Below are 20,538 nucleotides of genomic sequence, written 5' to 3' on the forward strand. Positions count from 1 at the left end.
AAGTAAAGGAACGGGGCCGGCAAGGCAACGCGGGGCTTGCCCGATACGGTGCGGCTTTCTAACCCTGGGGGCATGAGCACCGCCCGCCCCGACGTCCTGATCCTGGTCCCCGCCGCCGACGAACCGCGCTTCGCCCAGAGCTGGCCGCCGCTGTTCGAGCGTCTGGCGACGCCCTTACGCACCCTGGGCCTGACCGTCGCGTCGCGCTCCTGGACAGATCCGGTCGATGCGGACGGGCAGGGGATCGTCCTGCCGCTGCTCAGCTGGGGCTATCACCATCGCGAGCCCGAATGGTACGCGCGGCTCGACGCCCTGGAGGCTGGCGGCATGCGCACGGCCAACCCGCCGTCGCTGCTGCGCTGGAACACGGCCAAGACCTATCTGCCGGAACTGGCCGCCAAGGGCGCGCCGGTGGTGCCGACGATCACGCTGGACAAGGTCACGCCCGAAGCCGTCGTGGAGGCCCGCGATCGCTTCCAGGTCGATGTCGTCGTCGCCAAGCCCCAGGTTTCCGGCGGCTCGCACCAGACGGTGAAGCTGGGTCGCGACTTCGACCTCTCCGGCGCGCCCACCGGCCCGGCCCTGATCCAGCCGTTCCTGCCGGCGGTGGGCGAGGAGGGGGAGCTGTCGCTGTTCTTCTTCGACGGGGTCTTCAGCCATGCGGTGACCAAGGTGGCCGTGCCCGGCGACTTCCGGGTGCAGCCGCAGTACGGCGGCAAGGTCAGCGAGATCGCGCCCGAGCCCGAGGCCCTGCACGCCGCCCGCATGGTGCTGGACGCCGTCGGAGCGCCCCTGACCTACGCCCGCGTCGACCTGATCCGCGGCCTCGACCACACCCCGCAACTGATGGAGCTGGAGATCATCGAGCCGGATCTCTTCCTCGAGCACGCCCACGACCACGGGGCGGCGTTCGCCAAGGCGGTGAAAGCGGCGCTTTAGGGGAGGGCAGGGAAGGGCATGGGCGTTCTTTAGGCGCTGGATGGGCCGCGGGCGACATGCGCACGATCGTTCGCCGGCGACGAGCCCGAAATCGGTTCGATTGCTTTTGGAGTTTCGATAGAGGCGGCCTATATCGTAAGCCATGCTCCCGACCCTTCGCCAGATGCAATATCTGAAGCTCCTGTCCGAGCACGGCTCGTTCAGCCGGGCCGCCGAGGCCTGCTATGTCACCCAGCCCACCCTGTCGGCCGGGATCCAGGAACTGGAGAAGATCCTCGGCGCGCCGGTGGTGGACCGCGCCCGCTCGGGGGTGATCCTGACCGCCGCCGGCCAGGAGGCCGTGCGCCGGGCCACCGCCATTCTCGCCCAGACCGAAGACCTGGTGCAGGCCGCCCGCGGGGCGGGCCAGCCGCTGGCCGGGCGTTTCCGGCTGGGCGTGATCCCGACCGTGGCGCCCTACCTGCTGCCGCGCGCCCTGCCGATGCTGCGCGACCAGTTTCCCAAGCTGCGCCTCTTCCTTCGCGAGGACCTGACCCAGCGCCTGATCGCCTCGCTGAAGGCCGGCTCGCTGGACGCGGCCCTGATCGCCCTGCCCTACGACATGAGCGGTCTGGACTGGGCCCATGTCGAGGACGACGAACTGCTGGCCGCCGCGCCGGCCAATCACCCGATGGCTCTGCAGGAGCGGGTCGATCCTTCCAGCCTCGACGGCCAGGAGCTGATCCTGCTCGAAGACGGCCACTGCCTGCGCGACCACGCCCTGTCGGCCTGCGGCCTGGAACCGCCCAAGGCCAATGGCGAGGACGAAAGCTTCGCGGCCACCTCGCTGCCCACCCTGGTGCAGATGATCGGCTCGGGCCTGGGCGTGTCGTTCCTGCCGGCCATGGCGGTGCAGGCGGGCCTGGCCGAGAACGCCCCGGTGACGGTGCGACCGCTGAACACGGCCCAGTCCAGCCGCGAGATCGTCGTCGCCTGGCGGGCCGGTTCCAGCCGCGCCGCCGAGGGCCGCCTGCTGGCCGAGACCCTGCGGGCGGCCTGAGGCCTCGGCGTCCCCGCCTGCGACAGCCCGTCGCATTCGATAGCATCAGATATATCTAAATAGCTCTTGACCGTCCGCGATTTCGATATATCTATCATTTCGATATAACGAAACTGCATCGAAAGAGCATACATGTTTGGACGTCATCATCATCCCCACCACGGCCGCCACGGCGGTCATCACAGCCGCCATCCCTTCGGCTTCGACGGTCGCGAACACGGCGGCGGCATGGGCGGTCGGGGCTTCGGCCGCGGCGGTCCGCGCGGCGGCGGCCGGTTCTTCGACCACGGCGACCTGCGCCTCGTGGTCCTGAAGCTGATCGCCGAGAAGCCCAGCCACGGCTACGAACTGATCAAGGCGGTCGAGACCGCGGCCGGCGGCGCCTACAGCCCCAGCCCCGGCGTGATCTACCCGACCCTGACCCTGCTGGAAGAGCTGGGCTACGTGGCCGCGACCGACGCCGGCGGCGGCAAGAAGCTCTACACCATCACCGACGAAGGCCAGGCCTTCCTGGAAGCCAACGCCCAGCCGGTGAACGGCCTCTTCGCCCGCATGGCCGAAGCCGCCTCGCGCAGCGCCGCCTTCGCGCCGCAGATCCTGCGGGCCCGCGAGAACCTCAAGACCGCCCTGCGGCTGAAGCTGCACGCCGGCAGCCTGTCGGCCGAGCAGATCGCGGCTGTCGCCAAGGCCCTGGACGACGCGGCCGCGGCGATCGAAGCTGTCTGACGTCGGGGAGCCAAGGAGCAGAGCCATGCAGAGCCACGCCCGCCTCGTCACCGACAAGGCCGCCCGCTACATGACCCAGCTGGCCAAGCACTGGGGCCACAAGTTCGAGGTCGAGTTGACCGAGACCACGGCGGCCTTTCCGCTGCCGCTCGGGCCCTGCCGCATGACCGCCGACGCCGAAGGCCTCGACATGACCGTCGAGGCTGACGACTTCGAGGCCCTGGAGAAGCTGGAGCAGGTGGTCGCCGACCACATCCTCCGCTTCGCCTTCCGCGAAAACGTCGAAAAGCTGAGCTGGACCCGCGCCCGCGAGGCCGGCCACATCAACCCGCCCAAGGCGCGGGGCGGACTGGGGCTGGGGCTCTAGGCGCCCCTACTCCGCCGCGAGTTTCGGTACAGCTAGTCGGCCGTTGATGGCGGCGAGAGCGTGAACGGCCTCGATGAAGGGCGGGCTTACACCCGTCTTTGAGAATTCCAGCAATTCGTTGAGACCGGACGCGCTGTTGAAGTGCAGCACTTCATAGCGACAAATCGGAATTTGCCGATTGTCCTTAAAGCGCCGATCTGGGCCGCCGTTTTTGTTGGGATGCTTCCAAGTCTGACCAATGACCGCGGCGTCCCTCGGCACCATTCCCTCCTCGATGAAGTTCGAGTCCTGCCATCGAAGCGTGAGATCCGCATAACCCACCGCGCCGACACTTTTGCCATGAACGACCAAAACCACGTCGGGCAGGAAGTAGAGGGTTTGAACTCCGACCTTGGCTGAAGGTGGGGTGAGGTTAGAAGCGAGGATGTTGGGTAGTTCGTAAGTAAGCGTGGTCGGCTTTTTGTTGACGATGTGACTGGCGCCGGCGTTTCGCTTCCAAGTCGTCAAATCACGCACCTCACCGCCAGCGGCGATGTGCCATTTCCCCGCACATCCGGTCATTGAATCGAAGGTTTCGGTCAGTCGCTCGTAGGCGGACCGGGCCTGTGGCTCGAGTTCGTAATAGAGAACCGACCGTCGCTGATAGCTGTCCAGCCATCTTGCAAAGAGCCAAGCCGGCAGCGTGAGAGCCCAAACGGCCATGGCTACGGTCGCGTCGGCGAATAGCAGAAGGCCTCCAAGGGCTATGCCGCACCAGCCGACAATCTTGCCGAGCGGTGTCTTCGCCAGCTTCATGTTGATATCGTCGAGTAGGTCGCCGACGCTGGTTTCTCGCATCAACAGGACGTCACCGGACTCCACTTCAACCATATCGACGCCGTCGATGGTTGTCGAAATAGGCTTGGGGGAGGTGTTCGCGGGTGGCCGACGTTCACCCGGCCGTCCAATTGTGGAGCGATAGCGCAGTCCACCAATCCCCGCTTGAACATAGTGGCCACGTGGTCCGACGCCTACGCGAAACCCTTTCACGCCAACCGATGCGCCGACGCCACCTTTTGAGAAATTGAACCTGAACGGCCCGGCGCTAACGCTCTTGCGGAAATAGAACGGCATCCGACCTGCCCCCCAGCCAGCGGACATTCATCTCAGCGCATGCCAACGCTTTGGGCAATGCTCAGGGTTGAAAATTCCCGCTTTGCTCTCGCCGAGAAAGATCAGTGAGCTTTCTCCAGCCCCGCCAGCAGCTTGGCCAACAGGCCATTCAGCGTCTGCTGCTCCTCGCCATCGAGCGCCGCCAACAAGCCCCGTTCGTTGTCGATGTGCAGCGGCAGGATCCGGTCCAGCAGCGCCAGCCCCTCGTTCGTCAGCGCGACCAGCGTGCCCCGCCGGTCGCTGGGATGCGGGCGGCGCTCGACGAGGGCCATCTTCTCCAGTCTGTCGATGCGGGCGGTCATGCCGCCCGACGAGACCATGGCCGTCTCGTAGAGGTCGGTCGGGGTCAGGGCGAAGTCGCCGCCCGCCCGGCGCAGGGTCGCCAGCACGTCGAACTCGCCGCGCTGCAGGCCGTGGGCCGAAAACAGCGGCGCCAGCCTGTCCTTGAGCACGATCTCGGCGGCCTCGCAGAGCCGGCCGATCAGCTCCATCGGGAACGGATCGAGGTCCGGCCGCTCACGCCGCCATTGGACCGAAGCCGCGCCTGCGCGGTCGTGACGCTTGGCTTTCGCCGTCATCGGATATATCTCACCGTCAAGATACTTACTTTCGAGATATATCGTGGTCCTCGCTTACGAAGAAGACGCCAAGTCGCGCGAACATGCGCTTCTTGCCGCCCGTGCCGCCAAAAGCGGCACCGTGCTTACCATCGCGGCGATCGTCGTGGCGGCCCTGAACCTGCGCCCTGCCCTGGCGGCGCTGGGTCCGGTGCTCGACACGGTGAAGGCCGCCACCGGCGCCTCGTCGGCCGCGGCGGGCCTGCTGACCACCCTGCCGATCTTCCTGATGGGTCTGGGCGCCCTGCTGGCAGCGCCGCTTCGGCGGATGCTGGGCGAGCGCATGGGCGTGGCCGCCGGCCTGCTGGCCATCGCGCTCGCCTGTGGCCTGCGCGCCCTGTGGCCCAGCCTCGGTGGCCTGTTCGTCAGTGCGGCGATCGTCGGGATCGGCGTCGCCGCCGTCCAGGCGCTGATGCCCGGTTTCATCAAGCGCTTCGCCGGCGATGACGCCGCCCGCCTCACCGGCCTCTACACCACCGGCATCATGGCCGGCGCCGCCGTCGCGGCCGCTGGCGCCTCGGGCCTGACCCGTCTGGCCGGCTGGCAGGCGATGTTCGGCCTGTGGGCCCTGCCGGCCGTGCTGGCCCTGCTGTTGTGGACGGGCGCGACCAAGCGCTCGGTCGCCGTTCCGGCCGGCGGTCCGCGCGTCGTTCGCCGCCACGCCCTGTGGAAGAGCCCCCGCGCCTGGCTGCTGTTGACCTTCTTCGGCGTCGGCACCGGCGCCTATACCCTGGTGCTGGCCTGGTTCCCGCCGTTCTACGCCAGCCGGGGCCTGACCGCCGACCAGGCCGGCTATGCGCTTTCCGCCCTGACGGTGTGCGAGGTGCTGGCGGGCCTGACGGTTTCGGCGGCCATCGCCCGCCGTCCGGATCGCCGTCCTCTCCTGATCGCGGCCCTGACCTCGCTGCTCAGCGGCATCGCTTGCCTGCTGCTGGCCCCCTGGCTCGTTTTGCCGGCCGTCTGCCTGCTGGGCGCGGGCATCGGGGCGATCTTCCCGCTGTCGCTGATCGTCACCCTCGACCACGCGGCCGACCCCGACCAAGCCGGCGACCTGATGGCCTTCGTCCAGGGCGGCGGCTACGTCATGGCCAGCGTCATGCCGTTCCTGGCCGGCTGGGTGCGCGACGCCTCGTCGGACCTGTCGGGCGCCTGGCTGCTGATGGCGGTCGGCGTGGTGGCGATGATGGTGATGATCGCGCGGTTCAAGCCGGGCGCGCGGGTCGGCTAAGAGCTAAAAAAGCCCGATCGACGGGCACAGGTCGGCGATCTTGCAGATCTCGCACTTGGGCTTGCGGGCGATGCAGACATAGCGGCCGTGCAGGATCAGCCAGTGGTGGGCGCGGGTCTGGTAGGGCCCGGGCACGATCCGCATCAGGTCGTCCTCGACCGCGTCGGGGGTCTTGCCGGCCGAAAGCTTCAGGCGGTGCGAGACGCGGAACACGTGGGTGTCGACGGCGATGGCCGGTTCGACGTCCAGCTCGTTCAGCACCACGCTGGCGGTCTTGCGGCCCACGCCGGGCAGGCTTTCCAGCGCCTCGCGGTTCAGCGGCACCTGCCCGCCATAGCGGTCCATCAGGATGTGGGCCGAGGCGATGACGTTCTTGGCCTTGGTGCGGAAGAGGCCGATCGAGGCGATGTACTTGATCAGCCCCTCTTCCCCGAGCTCCAGCATCTTTTCGGCGCTGTCGGCGACCTGGAACAGCGGGCCGGTGGCCTTGTTAACCTGGACGTCGGTGGCCTGGGCCGACAGGGCGACGGCGGTGACCAGTTCGTAGGGGTTGGAGTAGTTCAGCTCGGTCTTGGGGCGCAGTTCCAGGCTCTCGAAGCGCTCGAACAGGATGCGCACGCGTTCGCGCTCGGCGGGCGATATCCGCTTGGCGGCGGGGCGTTTCTTGACGAGGGGTTTTACGGCGGCCATCGGCGCGACCATGCCGTGATGCGGCCGGCTCGCCAAGGCGGCGCAAGCGGCGTAAATCCTGGTCATGGCCGCAGCCCTCTACATGGACGCCGTCATTCGCCCCAACCGGTCGCTCGGCAGGACCGGCATGGCCGTGGTGCTGGGCGTCGTCATCGCCTTCAACCTGATGGTGGCGGTGTTCCTGCTGGTGCTGGGCGCGCCGCCGGTGCTGCCGTTCCTGGGGCTCGACGTCCTGGCCCTGTGGCTCGCTTTGCGCGCCAGCAACCGGGCCCTGTCGCGCTCGGAGCGGGTGCGGGTCACCGCCGAGGCGATCACCGTCAGCCGCGAGGACGCCAAGGGCGCCAAGGTGGTCTGGACCTCGCCGACCGCCTTCACCCGTGTCGACCTCGACCAGCCCGGCGAGCACGAAAGCCGCGTGCGCCTCTTCATGTCGCGCCGCCGCCTGACCCTGGCACGGGCGCTCAGTCCGGACGAGCGGGTGGCCTTCGCGCATGCTCTGGAGCGGGCGATCAAGAGCGCGAGGGCCGAGCGGTGGTCTTGAGTCCAAGCCGCAAGAACCGGGCGGACGCCCTGCCCTGCCGGGGCTAGAGTGAACCGATGCCTCTCGACGTCTCGCCTTCCGAAACCCTCGCGCGCCTGGCCGAACGCTCGGCCGACTATCACCGCATGGCCGTCGCCCTCGACTGGCTGGCGCAGCGCTGGATGGACCGGCCGTCGCTGGACGAGGCCGCCGGCGCGGTGGGCCTGTCGCCGTTCCACTTCCAGCGCATCTTCACCCGCTGGGCCGGGGTCAGCCCCAAGATCTTCGTCGCCGCCATCGCCCATGCCGAGGCCCGCCGCTCGCTCGAAGCGGGGGCCAGCGTGCTGGACGCGGCCTATGACGCCGGCCTTTCGGGCCCCTCGCGGCTGCACGACCTGTTCATCGCCCAGGAGGCGGCGACCCCGGGCGACGTGCGCCGGCGCGGCGCCGGCATGACCCTGCGCTGGGGCTGGTCGCCGACCCCGTTCGGGCGCGGCCTGTTCGTGCTGGCCGAGCGGGGCCTGGCGGGCCTGGCCTTCTCGGACGGCGACGACGACTTCGCCTTCGCCGACATGCACCGCCGCTGGCCCGGCGCCGACTGGGTGCGCGACGACATGGCGGCGCAAGAGACCGCGCTGCGGGCGTTCGGGGCCGGCGAAGGGCCCCTGCCCGTGGTGCTGATCGGCTCGCCCTACCAGGTGCAGGTGTGGAAGGCGCTGCTGCGCATCCCGGCCGGCGAGACCGCCACCTACGGCCAGGTCGCCGCCTGGGCCGGCAAGCCCAAGGCCTTCCAGGCCACCGGCGGCGCCATCGGCGCCAATCCGATCTCGCTGCTGATCCCCTGCCACCGCGCCATCGCCAAGGACGGCCGCCTCACCGGCTACCACTGGGGCCTGGCCCGCAAGGCCGCGATCCTGGGGATGGAGGCGGTGTCGGTGCAGGAGGTGGCGTGACGCTTCCGCTTCGCATTCGGGAACAAAGCAGAAACATACGTCCGGACTCGACGTCGGCTTGAGCCACTCTGACCCGTAACCGCGATGCGGGCTGAGTAACGGGTGGAGCTATGGAACCGGAGGTACTGAAGGAGTTGGCGGTGGTGTTGTCGGCGGTGGCCGGCGTGGTGACGGCCCTGGCCGGACTGGTGTGGGCGTTTCGGCGGCGGCCCTGAGCCTTCCGCATGCGGAAGGCGTTTTGCTTGTGGAATCCGGACTGCGTAAGCAGTCCGGTGGAGGGCCGCCGCCAAGGCCTCAGGCCGTGCCGAGGAAGTCGCGCTTGCCCACGACCACGCCGTTCTTGCGCAGGATCCCGTAGGCGGTGGCCAGGTGGAAGTAGAAGTTCGGCAGGGCCTGAGCGGTCAGGTAGTCGAGGGCGTTGTGCTCGGTGGTCTCGCCGCGACGGGTGAGGGCCACGGTGCGGTCCTCGGCGCCGTCGAAGGCGGCCGGGTCCAGGCCTTCGACATAGGCGATGGCGCGTTCGACGCGGGCCGACAGGTCGGCGAAGCTGGTCTCGGCGTCGTCCCAGGCCGGAACCTCGAGCCCGGCCAGGCGGGCGCTGGCACCCTTGGCGAAGTCGGTGGCGATCTGCACCTGGCGGATCAGCGGGAACATGTCGGGATAGAGCCGCGCCTTCAGCAGGGCCTCGGGATCGAGCTTGTTGGCTTCCACATGGGCGGCGGCCTTGGCCAGCACGCCGGCGAGGCCCTTCAGCCCCTGGACGAAGACGGGAACGCTGACGCGGTGGGCGGTGATGGTCATGGAGGCTCCGGTGAGGCTTTGGCGCTGGATGTAGGGCGGTTTGGGGGAAAGGGGCAGTCCCCTGACGGCGCCCTTCTCCCCTTGCGGGAGAAGGTGGCGGCCGAAGGCCGTCGGATGAGGGGTTTCTCGGATGGGAGACGCCTCCGCCCGGCCTGACCGCAGCACGCGGCTTTCAGTTCTGAGAGACCCCTCACCCGACCTCCTTCGGAGGCCACCCTCTCCCGCAAGGGGAGAGGGAACGGGTTGGCGATCTCCCGTGACGATCCACGAAAGTTGATGGGGAGGCGCGGAGCGGCCGGGCGGAGCCCGGAGACCGTGATGTGTTTTAGCGTTTCGGCTTCGTCCGACCGCTCCGCCGCATCGTAGGCTCGAAGGACCGGGGGCGCGGGTGCTTTTTCAACCCTGGACCCGGTTGTCCCTCGGACGGGCAGGACCAATAGCCCCGCGGTGATCCGGCGGCGCCTCGGCTGATCCTGTTAGGCCGGTTTGAAACGATCCCGGCCCTGTCGACCCGCAAGTTTCGTCACGGAACGGCTGGCGGCCCAATCACGCCTTCTGAGCGATCCTGCAAACCCGCCCTTCCCATGACGCTTCAAGCGGCCCCGCTCGATGCGATCCACAGCCGCTAACTCGGGCCGGTACCAAGAGCCCTCCCCATGGCTGGGATGGGTTTGATTATGGGGCGGGTTGAGCAGGTGGGGATAAGTTGGGATTATAAAGTTGTAGGGCGTTGAGTTGGTTGGACTCTTTTCCGATTACGCCGTGTGAGCAGCGTGCGTAAGGCCGCCCCAACTCCGTAAAATCCCCGCGAAAGCGGGGACCCAGGCTTTTTCTGAAACGCGCAGCGCTCGACGATAAAACACCTGGGTCCCCGCTTTCGCGGGGATTTTACGGGGGAGAGAGCGGACAGGCACGGAGCCCAGTCTCGCCCCCTCCACCGCTTCGCGGTCCCCCTCCCCCGTTGCACGGGGGAGGAGTGGCACTGAAAGGTCTGAGAGACCCCTCACCCGACCTCGCTCCGCGAGGCCACCCTCTCCCGCAAGGGGAGAGGGATCAGGCGGCCTCGGCCTCGTCATACCGGGCCCGGGCCGCGCGGATGGCGTTGTGGTGGTCCATGGCCCAGGCGATCAGGGCGTTGAGGGGGCCTTGCAGCGACGTCCCCAGGGGCGAGAGGCTGTATTCGACGCTGGGCGGCTTGGTGGGGAAGACCTGGCGTTCGATCAGGCCGTCGCGCTGCAGGTCGCGCAGGGTCTGGGTCAGCATGCGCTGGGAGATGTCGGGCACGGCCCGGCGCAGCGCCCCGAACCGCTTGGGACCGGTGGCCAGCAGCGACAGCAAAAGCGTGCTCCATTTGTCGCCCAGGTGGTCGATGACGTCGCGCACCGGGCAGTCTGAGGCCGTGAATCCCTGGCCCTTCCAGCCGTCCAGCGCGTCGCAGAGCGCCTCGGGCGAAAGCGATGGTGGTTCCTTCAAGGTGCCTATCTCCCGGAAAACTGCCGTCTTTACGGCGGGGCCTTGCTCTCACATTTACACTAGGTCTCGAAAAGAGACCAGCAAAGGACGCCTTCGATGACTGCTCGACCCTTCCTCAATGACCGCCTTCTGGTGACCGGCGCCGGAGGCCAGCTGGGCCGCCGCATCGTCGAGTTGCTGCTCGAGGCCGGCGCCCCGCACGTGATCGCCACGACCCGTGATCCGAGCAAGCTCGCCGACCTGGCGGCCAAGGGCGTCGATGTGCGCGCCGCCGACTTCGACGATCCGGCCTCGCTGAAGACGGCCTTCGCCGGCGCCGACCGGGTGCTGCTGGTCAGCACCGACAGCCTGGGCCAATGGGGAACCCGCATCGCCCAGATCCGCGCGGCCGTCGCCGCGGCGGTCGAGGCGGGCGTGAGCCATGTGCTCTACACCTCGGCCCCCGGCGCGCGGCCCCAGGCCGGCGGCGGGGTGATCGACGACCACTTCTGGAGCGAGCAGGCGATCATCGCCGCCCCGTCCCTGAACTGGACGATCCTGCGCCACAACCTCTATGCCGAGACCATCCTGCTGGGCGCGGGCCAGGCGATCGCCGGCGGGACGCTCTACGCCGCCACGGCCGGCCAGGGCCGGGCCTATGTCACCCGCGAGGACTGCGCCGCGATCGACGCCGCCGCCCTGCTGGGCGCGGAAGGCCGCCAGATCCTCGACGTCTCCGGCCCGCAGGCCCTGACCCAGGACCAGCTGGCCGCCCTGCTGGCGCAGGTCTCGGGCAAGCCGGTCGCTCACCAGGACATCCCGCTCGACGCTCTGCGCGCGGGCCTCGCCCAGGCCGGCCTGCCGAGCGTCTATGTCGACGTCCTGGCCGACTTCGACGCCCAGGCCGCAGAAGGCCAGCACGCCATCGTCACCGACGCGGTCGAGCGCCTGACCGGCAAGGCCCCCACCTCGGTCGCGACCTTCCTGGCGGCCAACAAGGCGGCCCTGGGCTAAGCGTCGCCGACTGGGCAAGCGGAACGGTCTTCGGCGTCGCGGGGTTTCTAGCGGGTCCAATTTGCATTCCCCCTGAAGGAGGAACACCCGATGAAAGTCAGCGACGCCATGACCAGCCAGGTCTCGGTCGCCCGTCCCGGCGACAGCATCCGCAAGGTCGCCGAGGTGATGGCCAAGGTCGACAGCGGCGTGGTGCCGGTGGTCGAGGACGGCAAGGTGCTGGGCCTGGTCACCGACCGCGACATCGTGCTGCGCGTGGTCGCCGAAGGCCGCAGCTTCGACAGCCCTGTGTCCGAGGTGATGAGCGACGGCGAGGTGCTGTCGGTCAAGGAAGACGACATCCTGGCCGACGCCACCGCCAAGATGGCCAACAACCAGGTCCGCCGCCTGGTGGTGCTGAACGACACCGGCCGCCTGACCGGCATTCTCTCCCTGGGCGACGTGGCCAAGGACTACGGCGCCAAGCAGGTCGGCAAGACGCTGGAGGAGATCTCGCAGGACGCTGAGGCGGCGCACTAGCGTTTTTCCTTCTCCCCACGGGAGAGGGAACAAAGAAAAAGGGCGGCTCCTTTCGGAGCCGCCCTTCGTCGTTTTCGACGGTCGAACCGGTCTTAGACCAGGGTCGGGTCGATGGTCTTGCAGGCTTCCATCAGGCCCTTCACCGACTCGACCGACTTGGCGAACATCGCCTTCTCGGCGTCGTTGGTTTCGAACTCGATGATCTTTTCAGCGCCGCCGGCGCCGATGACGACCGGCACGCCGACATAGAGGTCCGACAGGCCGTATTCGCCGTTCAGGAAGGTGGCGCACGGCAGGACGCGCTTCTTGTCCTTCAGGTAGCTGGTGGCCATGGCGATGGCGCTTTCAGCCGGGGCGTAGAAGGCCGAACCGGTCTTCAGCAGGGCGACGATCTCGCCGCCGCCCTTGCGGGTGCGCTCGACGATGGCGTCCAGCTCTTCCTGGGTCAGGAAGCCGGCCTTCACGGCGTCCGGCAGCGGCAGGCCGCCCACGGTCGAGTGACGGACCATCGGCACCATGTCGTCGCCGTGGCCGCCCAGGGTCCAGGCGTGGATGTCTTCGACCGACACGCCGGTCTTTTCGGCCAGGAAGTAGGCGAAGCGCGCCGAGTCCAGGACGCCGGCCATGCCGATGACCTTTTCCTTGGGCAGGCCCGAGAACTGCTGCAGGGCCCAGACCATCGCGTCGAGCGGGTTGGTGATGCAGATGACGAAGGCGTTCGGGGCGTGGGCCTTGATGCCTTCGCCGACGGCCTTCATGACCTTCAGGTTGATGCCCAGCAGGTCGTCGCGGCTCATGCCCGGCTTGCGCGGCACGCCGGCGGTGACGATGCAGACGTCGGCGCCGGCGATGTCGGCGTAGTCGTTGGCGCCCTTCAGGGCCACGTCCTTGCCGAACACGGCCGAGGCTTCGGCGATGTCGAGCGCCTTGCCCTGCGGGGTGCCTTCGGCGATGTCGAACAGGATCACGTCGCCCAGCTCTTCGCGAGCGGCGATGTGGGCCAGGGTGCCGCCGATCATGCCGGCGCCGATAAGGGCGATCTTCGCGCGAGCCATGGTGTCTCCATCAGGCTGTGGACAGGAAATGTCGGGGCGCGGTCTACGCCCCTAGCGGCTTAGTCTCAAGCCCCCTTTCCCGTTTCGCTGCGCTGCGGCAAAACGATCACAACAACGACAAGGAGAGGCGCCGTGAGCAAGACCGATCCGGGACGGTTTTTCGAGGACTTCGAGCCGGGCCAGACCCTGGTCCACGCGACGCCGCGCACGGTGACGGCGGGCGACGTTGCTCTCTATACGGCCTTGTACGGCCCGCGTTTTTCGCTGTTCTCGTCGGACGCATTCGCCCGCGCCAGCGGCCTGGCCGCCGCCCCCGTCGATCCCCTGGTCGCCTTCCACGTGGTGTTCGGCAAGACGGTGCCCGACATCAGCCTGAACGCCGTGGCCAACCTGGGCTACGCCGAAGGCCGGTTCCTGGCCCCCGTCTTCCCCGGCGACACCCTGACGGCGACCTCCGAAGTGATCGGCCTGAAGGAAAATTCGAACGGCAAGACCGGGGTCGTCTATGTCCGCACCACGGGGACCAGCCAGCGCGGCGAGGCGGTGCTGTCCTATGTGCGTTGGGTGATGGTGCGAAAGCGCGATCTGTCGGCCGTGGTCGAGGGCCAGTCGGTTCCGGACCTGGCCAAGGCGGTCGCGCCTTCGGACCTGGTCGTTCCGGCGGGGCTGGATTTCTCGGGCTACGACTGGTCGCTGGCCGGCGCCCCGCACGCCTTCGAGGACTACGCGGTCGGCGAGAAGATCGACCACGTCGATGGCATGGCCGTGGAGGAAGCCGAGCACCAGATGGCCACGCGGCTGTGGCAGAACACGGCCAAGGTGCACTTCAACCAGTTCGAGCGATCGAAAGACCCGTCGGGTCGGCGGCTCGTCTATGGCGGGGTGGTGATCTCGACGGCCAAGGCCCTGTCGTTCAACGGCCTGCAGAACGCCGGCCTGATCCTGGGGATCAACGGCGGTCGGCACGTGGCGCCGTTCTTCGCCGGCGCGACGGTGTTCGCCTGGAGCGAGGTTCTGGACAAGGCGGATCTGGGCTCGGTCGGCGCCCTGCGGCTGCGGCTGGTGGCGACCAAGGATCGGCCCTGCGCCGATTTCCCCGACAAGGATGGCGAGGGGGTCTATGACCCGGCCGTGATCCTCGACTTCGACTATTGGGCGGCGGTTCCGAAACGTGACTGACTTCGATCTGCACCCGGCCTTCCCGGCCTCCTCCCACGCCGTCGGCGAGCTGCCGCTCTGCCACGTGCGCCTGCACGACGAGGCCCGCTATCCGTGGCTGGTGCTGATCCCCCGCGCCGACGGCCTGGTCGAGATCGAGGACCTGTCGGTCGAGGGCCGCATCGCCCTGACCGAGGAGATCGTCGCCCTTGGCGCGGCCGTCCGGGCCGTGGCGGCGGTGCTGGGCGTGGCGGTCGACAAGCTGAACGTCGGCGCCCTGGGCAACATCACCCCGCAGCTGCACGTCCACGTCCTGGGCCGCCGCGACGGCGATCCGGCGTGGCCGGGGCCGGTGTGGGGGCACAGCGCGGGGGTGAGTTATGCCGAGGACGTGCGGGCGGCGGCGATCGCTGCGGCGCGCGGGGCGCTCAACCTCTGACCCCTCTCCCCTTGCGGGAGAGGGTGGCCTCCGAAGGAGGTCGGGTGAGGGGTCTCTCAGAACTGTCGGACAGGGCTTTCGACCCCTCATCCGTCGGCTTCGCCGCCACCTTCTCCCGCAAGGGAAGAAGGATCAGAAGAGGCTCGCCGCGCCCAACCCCGCCGCGAAGGCCAGGGCCGTGGCGGCGGCGCCGGCCAGGAACCAGGGCCAGGCCGGGCGCTTCTCTACGATCACCGTCGGCGGGGCCGGCGGCTGTTCGGCGTAGCGGGCCATGGCGCGCAGGGCGCGGACGGCCTCGTCGGCCAGTTCCTTCATGCGGGCCACGGGCGAAAGCTCGCGGGCGATCCAGCGGCTGACGACGGGATTGGCGGCGTCCCACAGGTCGTGGGTCGGGTCGATACGGCGGGCCACGCCCTCGACCGTGACCATGGTCTTCTGCAGCAGCACCAGCTCGGGCCGCAGGGCCATCTCGAACAGGGCGGTGATCTCGAACAGCTGGGCCAGCAGCCGGCCCATCGACACGTCGCGGGCGTCGCGGCCGAACACCGGCTCGCCGACGGCGCGCAGGGCCTGGGCGAAGGCGTCCATGTCCTGGTGGGCGGGCACGTAGCCGGCGTCGAAATGCACCTTGGCCACCCGCGTATAGTCGCGGCGCAGGAAGCCGTAGAGGATCTCGGCCAGGTACTTGCGCTCGGCGGGGCCGAGGCGACCGACGATGCCGTAGTCGACGGCGGTGATGGCGGCCGGGGCGCTGACGAACAGGTTGCCTTCGTGCAGGTCGGCGTGGAAGAGGCCGTGGTCCAGGGCCTGGGCCAGGAAGCCGCGGGTGACGTTCTCGGCCAGGGCCTTGCGGTCCAGGCCTTCCTGTTCGAGCGCCTTGGGGTCCGACAGCGGCACGCCGTTCGCCCAGGCGAGGGTCAGCACCCGCTTGCCGACACCGTCCCAGACGACGGCCGGGGCGCGCATGTGGACGTCCTGGGCCATCGCCTCGCCGAGTTCGGCCGCGCCGGCCGCCTCGAAACGCAGGTCCATCTCCAGATCGAGCGCCCGGATCACCACCTCGACGAACTCGCGCGGGCGAAGGCGGCGGGCGGCGGGGACCAGGCGGTGCGACAGGTCGGCGGCCAGGCGCAGGGTCTCGCTGTCCTGCGCCACCCGGCGTTCGATGCCGGGGCGCAGCACCTTCACGGCCACCTTGGCGCCGTCGTGCAGGGTCGCCTCGTGCGCCTGGGCCAGCGAGGCGGCGCCGACCGCCTCGCCGAACGTCGCGTAGAGGCTTTCGATGCTGCGGCCGAGGTTGCGCTCGATCTCGGCGCGGGCGATCGGCGTCGGGAACGGCGGCAGCCGGTCCTTCAGGTGCGACAGGTCCTCGGCGAACACCGCGCCGAAGATGTCGGCCCGGGTCGACAGGAACTGGCCCATCTTGATGGCGACGGGCCCCTGGCCTTCCAGCACGCGGGCCAAGCGCTCGCCCGGACGGCCCTGGCGGCTCTTGCCGCCGGCGAACAGGCGCAGGAAGCGGCCGGCCAGCCGCGCCGACGGCGGCAGCAGCGGCTCGACCTCGCGCGGAACCAGGGCGTCGGCGCGCACCAGGCGCCAGCCGGCGCCGATCAGGCGGACGAACGCGGACAGGCGTTGCATGGGACTAGAGCGCCCAGCCCTGGTGCAGGGCCGCCACGCCGCCGGTGAAGTTGGTGTAGGTGGCCCGCTTGAAGCCGGCCGCCTCGATCATCGACAGGAAGGTCTTCTGGTCGGGGAAGCGGCGGATGCTCTCGACCAGGTACTGATAGGCGTCGCGGTCCTTGGCGACCCATTCGCCGACCTGCGGGATGACCTTGAAGCTGTAGGCGTCATAGGCCTTGGCGAGGGCTTCGGTCGCGGGGCGCGAGAACTCCAGGCACAGGAAGCGGCCGCCGGGCTTGAGCACCCGGCGCGCCTCGCGCAGGGCCGCGTCGATGTCGGTGACGTTGCGGATCCCGAACGAGATGACATAGGCGTCGGCATAGGCGTCGGGCAGCGGCAGGCGCTGGGCGTCGCCGACGGTCCAGGTGATCTCGGGCTCGCCGCCCTTCTCGATCCCGGCCATGATCATCTCGGCGTTGTAGTCGACGATGTTGATGGTCGCGTCCGGACCGCCGCGGCGCTGCTGCGCGTTGCGGGCCATCTTTGCGAAGCGGCGGGCCATGTCGCCGGTGCCGCCGGCGCAGTCGATGATGATCTCGCCCGGCTGCGGGTTGAGGCGGGCCGCGACCGCGTCCTTCCAGAGCCGGTGCACGCCGCCGCTCATCAGGTCGTTCATCAGGTCGTAGTTCTTGGCGACGCGGTCGAAGACCCCGCGCACCAGACCCGCCTTCAGGGCGGGATCGACGTCCTTGAATCCGAAAGTGGCGGAGGGCTTGCTCATGACGTCTACGGGTCGGGCTCTCTATATGATCTTCGCCTATTAGACCGCGCCTTGCGTCGCGTCACCGTCTTAAGGAGCCGTCTTGCCCGAACTGCCCGAAGTCGAGACCGTCCGCCGGGGCCTGGAGCCCGTCCTGTCCGGCGCGCGCCTGATCCGTGTGCGCGCCAACCGTCCCGACCTGCGCTTTCCCCTGCCCGAGGGCTTCGTCCAGCGGCTGACGGGCGCGAAGATCCTGCGGCTGGACCGGCGGGCCAAGTACCTGCTGGCCCCGCTCGACCGCGGCGACACGCTGGTGATGCACCTGGGGATGACGGGAAGATTTGAGATAGCAGCTCCCGAGGGCCAAAATCAGGAAAGAATTGGAAGGCCCGGCGACTTCGCCCGCGAGGTCAAGCCCGACGACAAGCACGCCCACGTCGTCTTCGAGACCGAAGAGGGCGCGACCGTCACCTATTACGATCCGCGCCGGTTCGGCTTCATGGACCTGATCGCCACCGACCGCGTCGATCGCCACCCCTGGTTCGCCACCATGGGTCCCGAGCCCCTGTCGGAGGCCTTCGACGCCAAGACGCTGGTCAAGGCCTTCGGCGGCCGCAAGCAGGGACCCAAGACCCTGCTGCTTGACCAGAAGACCGTGGCGGGCCTGGGCAATATCTATGTCTGCGAGGCCCTGCACCGTTCGGGGATCTCGCCGTTCAAGCCGTCGGGTCAGATCGCCGGCAAGCGGCTGGGGCCGCTGACCACGGCCATCAAGGAGGTGCTGGCCGAGGCCGTCGAGGTCGGCGGCTCGTCGCTGAAGGACTTCGCGGCCGCGGACGGGGCGCTGGGCTATTTCCAGCATCGCTTCCGGGTCTATGACCGCGAGGGCGAGCCGTGCCCGACCCCCGGCTGCAAGGGCGTGATCGCCCGCGAGGTGCAGGCGGGGCGTTCGACCTTCTTCTGCCCCGTTTGTCAGAAATGACCCTGACCGCGCCTTGCTGAGCTAGGGCGCGGCTTCCCGGTGGGTTCGATGTTCCGCTCGCTTCTCGTTGCTCTCGCCGCGCTGCTGGCGACGCCGGCTTTGGCCGAGCCCGCCATGTGGACGGTGCGCGACGCGGATTCCGAGATCGTGCTGTTCGGCTCGATGCACGTGCTGCCCAAGGACCTGGACTGGAAGCCGCCGGCGCTGGATGCGGCGCTGTCGAAGGCCGACGACCTGTGGTTCGAACTGCCTATGGACGCCGCCGCCGACCAGCGGATGCAGGCCCTGGCCGGCGCCTATGGCCTGCTGCCGCCCGGTCAGACCCTGACCTCGCGCCTCAAGCCCCGCGCCGCCGCCCGCCTGCGCAAGCTGGCCGATCGCCTCTCCGTGCCGATGAGCGAGCTGGAGCGCCTGCAGCCCTGGATGGCCGAGGTGCGGCTGACCACGGCCGCCTTCGCCCTGGACCAGGGCCTGGCCGAGGACGGGGTCGAGCGGCGGCTGCAGGCGGCCGCGCCGCCGACCGTCGTCCGCAAGGCTTTCGAGACCCCCGACCAGCAGATGGCCCTGTTCGCCGGCGCCTCGCAGGCCGACCAGATCAAGACCCTTAACGCCACGGTCAGGCAGCTGGAAAAGGATCCCGGCGCCTATCGCCGGCTGGTCGCGGCGTGGTCGAAGGGCGACCAGAAGGCGCTCGAGCGCGCCGTCGTCGGCGGAATGCGGAAATCTTCGCCCGCCCTCTATCGCCGTTTCATCGTCGAGCGTAACGCACGGTGGATGGAGGCCCTGCAAGCGCGCCTGGCCGGGTCCGGCCGGACGGTGGTGGTGGTCGGCGCCGGGCACCTGCTGGGTCCCGACGGTCTGCCCGCCCGCCTGCGCGCGCTGGGCTATGACGTACAAGGGCCGCGATAGACGGCCAGGACTTGAGGAAGGACGGCCGATGGCCTTTGAGACCCTGATCGTCGAACGCCCCGAAACCGCGCCCGGCGTGGCGCTGATCCGCCTGAACCGGCCCGAGGCCCTGAACGCGCTCAACAGCGTGCTGCTGACCGAGCTTGGCCAGGCGCTGGCGGACGCCCAGAACGACGACGGCGTCGGCTGCATCGTGCTGACCGGCTCGCCCAAGGCCTTCGCCGCCGGGGCCGACATCAAGGAGATGTCGGAGAAGTCCTATGCCGAGATGTTCAAGGCCGACTTCTTCACTGCCCAGGCCCGGGCGATCGAGACCATCCGCAAGCCGATCATCGCCGCGGTGGCCGGCTACGCCCTGGGCGGCGGCTGCGAGCTGGCGATGATCTGCGACTTCATCCTGGCCGCCGACACGGCGAAGTTCGGCCAGCCGGAGATCAATCTCGGCGTCGCCCCCGGCATCGGCGGCACCCAGCGCCTGACCCGCTTCGTCGGCAAGTCCAAGGCCATGGACATGATCCTGACCGGCCGGATGATGGACGCGGCCGAGGCCGAGCGTTCAGGCCTGGTCTCGCGGGTCTTCCCCGCCGACCAGCTGGTCGACGAGGCCCTGAAGGTCGCGGCCAAGATCGCCGCCCAGTCGCCGCTGGCCGTGGCGATGAACAAGGAGCTGGTCAACGCCGCCTACGAGACGACCCTGACCACCGGCGTGGCGCTGGAGCGCCGCCTCTTCCACTCGCTGTTCGCCTTCGACGACCAGAAGGAAGGAATGGCGGCCTTCGTCGAGAAGCGCAAACCGGCGTTCAAGGGTTCGTGAAGCTGGGCCGTGGCCCAGCGGCGAAGAATCCCCATGTGGATGGATTGACCCGATCCCGGGGTTCCCGTATATCCGCGCGCTCTTGATTTTTCCTGCTTCGCGGCCGCCCGCGTGGCTGTCCGTTTGAAGGTCCAACTCATGGCCAATAATCCCGGCGCCAAGAAAGCGATCCGCAAGATCGCCCGTCGCACCGAAGTGAACACCGCTCGCCGTTCGCGCGTGCGCACCTTCCTGCGCAAGTTCGAAGACGCCCTGGCCGCCGGCGACGTCGCCGTCGCCAAGGCCGCCTTCGTCGAGGCGCAATCGGAACTGATGCGCGCCGTTTCGAAGGGCGTCGTCCATCCGAACACCGGCTCGCGGAAGGTGTCTCGCCTGGCCGCCCGCCTGAAGAAGCTGGACAAGGCCGCCGCCTAAGTCCAGATCGCGAACGAACGCCGTTCGTTTAGCGAAATCAAAGACTTGTAAGAGCCGATCGGGGAAACTCGGTCGGCTTTTGCTTTGTCTATGTACCCCTATACCTGCCCCTCAGGTCGTCGAACGAAACTCTCTAAAACGGCATTCCCTTGACGAGCGAGGAGGTCTCGCGAGTCAACAGAAATATCCGCGATCGGACGCAAGTTTTCCGTTTGACCGGCGGGGGCCGGTGGCTAGTTTAAGCGTCTCAACGCTCTCCCAGTCTTTGACGACAGCGGCGGCGGCGAACACCATGCGTTCGCCGGTTAAGCCCCTGTGTGTCTTCAATAAATGTGGGGGTAGTGTTTGAGCACGGTCGTGCGCCATG

23 protein-coding genes are annotated in these 20,538 nt (G+C 68.6%); 15 read left to right on the plus strand and 8 right to left on the minus strand.

Going from position 1 to position 20,538, the window contains the following annotated elements; all coding sequences use genetic code 11:
• The first annotated feature begins 72 nt into the window (after positions 1-72).
• The 4 genes from AC1RRS_RS04470 (at position 73) to AC1RRS_RS04485 (ending at position 3,071) form a co-directional block, all read left to right on the plus strand.
• Positions 73-939, plus strand: coding sequence for an ATP-grasp domain-containing protein (locus tag AC1RRS_RS04470; RefSeq protein WP_492854118.1), 867 nt, complete (start codon positions 73-75; stop codon positions 937-939).
• Between the two features lie 142 nt (positions 940-1,081).
• Positions 1,082-1,978, plus strand: a complete 897-nt coding sequence (locus tag AC1RRS_RS04475; protein ID WP_492854119.1) for a hydrogen peroxide-inducible genes activator — start codon at positions 1,082-1,084, stop codon at positions 1,976-1,978.
• Positions 1,979-2,110: 132 nt separating this feature from the next.
• Positions 2,111-2,704, plus strand: a complete 594-nt coding sequence (locus AC1RRS_RS04480; RefSeq protein ID WP_492854120.1) for a PadR family transcriptional regulator — start codon at positions 2,111-2,113, stop codon at positions 2,702-2,704.
• Positions 2,705-2,729: 25 nt separating this feature from the next.
• Entirely contained in the window at positions 2,730-3,071 is a 342-nt protein-coding gene (locus AC1RRS_RS04485; RefSeq protein ID WP_110118394.1) for a DUF2218 domain-containing protein, read from the plus strand.
• A 6-nt stretch (positions 3,072-3,077) separates the two neighbouring features.
• Here the strand turns inward: AC1RRS_RS04485 and AC1RRS_RS04490 are convergent, their stop codons facing one another.
• Both AC1RRS_RS04490 and AC1RRS_RS04495 read right to left on the minus strand, forming a co-directional pair.
• On the minus strand, positions 3,078-4,184 hold the full coding sequence (locus AC1RRS_RS04490) for a DUF4236 domain-containing protein (protein WP_492854121.1): 1,107 nt from the start codon (positions 4,182-4,184) through the stop codon (positions 3,078-3,080).
• Between the two features lie 101 nt (positions 4,185-4,285).
• On the minus strand, positions 4,286-4,801 hold the full coding sequence (locus AC1RRS_RS04495) for a MarR family winged helix-turn-helix transcriptional regulator (RefSeq protein WP_492854122.1): 516 nt from the start codon (positions 4,799-4,801) through the stop codon (positions 4,286-4,288).
• A 121-nt stretch (positions 4,802-4,922) separates the two neighbouring features.
• Between AC1RRS_RS04495 and AC1RRS_RS04500 the strand changes: the two genes are divergently transcribed.
• A complete protein-coding gene (locus tag AC1RRS_RS04500; protein ID WP_492854123.1) occupies positions 4,923-6,068 on the plus strand; it encodes an MFS transporter in 1,146 nt (381 codons plus the stop codon).
• A 3-nt stretch (positions 6,069-6,071) separates the two neighbouring features.
• Here the strand turns inward: AC1RRS_RS04500 and nth are convergent, their stop codons facing one another.
• Positions 6,072-6,770, minus strand: a complete 699-nt coding sequence (gene nth, locus AC1RRS_RS04505; RefSeq protein ID WP_492854453.1) for an endonuclease III — start codon at positions 6,768-6,770, stop codon at positions 6,072-6,074.
• A 52-nt stretch (positions 6,771-6,822) separates the two neighbouring features.
• Between nth and AC1RRS_RS04510 the strand changes: the two genes are divergently transcribed.
• A complete protein-coding gene (locus AC1RRS_RS04510; protein ID WP_110118391.1) occupies positions 6,823-7,299 on the plus strand; it encodes a DUF2244 domain-containing protein in 477 nt (158 codons plus the stop codon).
• Positions 7,300-7,355: 56 nt separating this feature from the next.
• Complete coding sequence (locus AC1RRS_RS04515; RefSeq protein WP_492854124.1) at positions 7,356-8,231, plus strand: methylated-DNA--[protein]-cysteine S-methyltransferase; 876 nt, start codon at positions 7,356-7,358, stop codon at positions 8,229-8,231.
• A 294-nt stretch (positions 8,232-8,525) separates the two neighbouring features.
• Here AC1RRS_RS04515 and AC1RRS_RS04520 read toward each other — a convergent pair whose 3' ends face one another.
• Together AC1RRS_RS04520 and AC1RRS_RS04525 are read right to left on the minus strand one after the other, a co-directional pair.
• Complete coding sequence (locus tag AC1RRS_RS04520) at positions 8,526-9,032, minus strand: DUF1993 domain-containing protein (protein ID WP_492854125.1); 507 nt, start codon at positions 9,030-9,032, stop codon at positions 8,526-8,528.
• Positions 9,033-10,085: 1,053 nt separating this feature from the next.
• Positions 10,086-10,505: a winged helix-turn-helix transcriptional regulator gene (locus AC1RRS_RS04525; RefSeq protein ID WP_492854126.1), complete on the minus strand. Its 420-nt coding sequence runs from the start codon at positions 10,503-10,505 to the stop codon at positions 10,086-10,088.
• Between the two features lie 96 nt (positions 10,506-10,601).
• Between AC1RRS_RS04525 and AC1RRS_RS04530 the strand changes: the two genes are divergently transcribed.
• Positions 10,602-11,498: an NmrA family NAD(P)-binding protein gene (locus AC1RRS_RS04530; RefSeq protein ID WP_492854127.1), complete on the plus strand. Its 897-nt coding sequence runs from the start codon at positions 10,602-10,604 to the stop codon at positions 11,496-11,498.
• Positions 11,499-11,588: 90 nt separating this feature from the next.
• Positions 11,589-12,017 (plus strand): CBS domain-containing protein, encoded by a 429-nt coding sequence (locus AC1RRS_RS04535; protein WP_487291615.1) that lies wholly within the window; start codon positions 11,589-11,591, stop codon positions 12,015-12,017.
• Positions 12,018-12,109: 92 nt separating this feature from the next.
• Here AC1RRS_RS04535 and mdh read toward each other — a convergent pair whose 3' ends face one another.
• Positions 12,110-13,072, minus strand: coding sequence for a malate dehydrogenase (gene mdh, locus AC1RRS_RS04540; protein WP_058347105.1), 963 nt, complete (start codon positions 13,070-13,072; stop codon positions 12,110-12,112).
• Positions 13,073-13,204: 132 nt separating this feature from the next.
• Between mdh and AC1RRS_RS04545 the strand changes: the two genes are divergently transcribed.
• Entirely contained in the window at positions 13,205-14,251 is a 1,047-nt protein-coding gene (locus tag AC1RRS_RS04545; RefSeq protein ID WP_492854128.1) for a MaoC family dehydratase, read from the plus strand.
• Complete coding sequence (locus AC1RRS_RS04550) at positions 14,244-14,669, plus strand: HIT domain-containing protein (RefSeq protein WP_492854129.1); 426 nt, start codon at positions 14,244-14,246, stop codon at positions 14,667-14,669. Before AC1RRS_RS04545 ends, AC1RRS_RS04550 begins: the two co-directional genes overlap by 8 nt.
• Positions 14,670-14,801: 132 nt before the next feature.
• On the opposite strand, the gene ubiB is transcribed toward AC1RRS_RS04550, so the two are convergent.
• Both ubiB and AC1RRS_RS04560 read right to left on the minus strand, forming a co-directional pair.
• Positions 14,802-16,310, minus strand: a complete 1,509-nt coding sequence (ubiB, locus tag AC1RRS_RS04555; protein WP_492854130.1) for a 2-polyprenylphenol 6-hydroxylase — start codon at positions 16,308-16,310, stop codon at positions 14,802-14,804.
• Between the two features lie 4 nt (positions 16,311-16,314).
• Positions 16,315-17,073: a class I SAM-dependent methyltransferase gene (locus tag AC1RRS_RS04560; protein ID WP_110118383.1), complete on the minus strand. Its 759-nt coding sequence runs from the start codon at positions 17,071-17,073 to the stop codon at positions 16,315-16,317.
• A gap of 82 nt (positions 17,074-17,155) precedes the next feature.
• On the opposite strand from AC1RRS_RS04560, the gene mutM reads away from it, so the two are divergent.
• The 4 genes from mutM (at position 17,156) to rpsT (ending at position 20,171) form a co-directional block, all read left to right on the plus strand.
• Positions 17,156-18,034, plus strand: coding sequence for a bifunctional DNA-formamidopyrimidine glycosylase/DNA-(apurinic or apyrimidinic site) lyase (gene mutM, locus AC1RRS_RS04565; RefSeq protein ID WP_492854131.1), 879 nt, complete (start codon positions 17,156-17,158; stop codon positions 18,032-18,034).
• A gap of 48 nt (positions 18,035-18,082) precedes the next feature.
• Complete coding sequence (locus AC1RRS_RS04570; protein ID WP_492854132.1) at positions 18,083-18,943, plus strand: TraB/GumN family protein; 861 nt, start codon at positions 18,083-18,085, stop codon at positions 18,941-18,943.
• Positions 18,944-18,971: 28 nt separating this feature from the next.
• Entirely contained in the window at positions 18,972-19,757 is a 786-nt protein-coding gene (locus AC1RRS_RS04575) for an enoyl-CoA hydratase (protein ID WP_487291609.1), read from the plus strand.
• Positions 19,758-19,895: 138 nt separating this feature from the next.
• Entirely contained in the window at positions 19,896-20,171 is a 276-nt protein-coding gene (gene rpsT / locus AC1RRS_RS04580; RefSeq protein WP_110118379.1) for a 30S ribosomal protein S20, read from the plus strand.
• Positions 20,172-20,538: the final 367 nt, after the last annotated feature.

It is taken from the genome of Caulobacter sp. GW821-FHT12A07 (assembly GCF_058807655.1).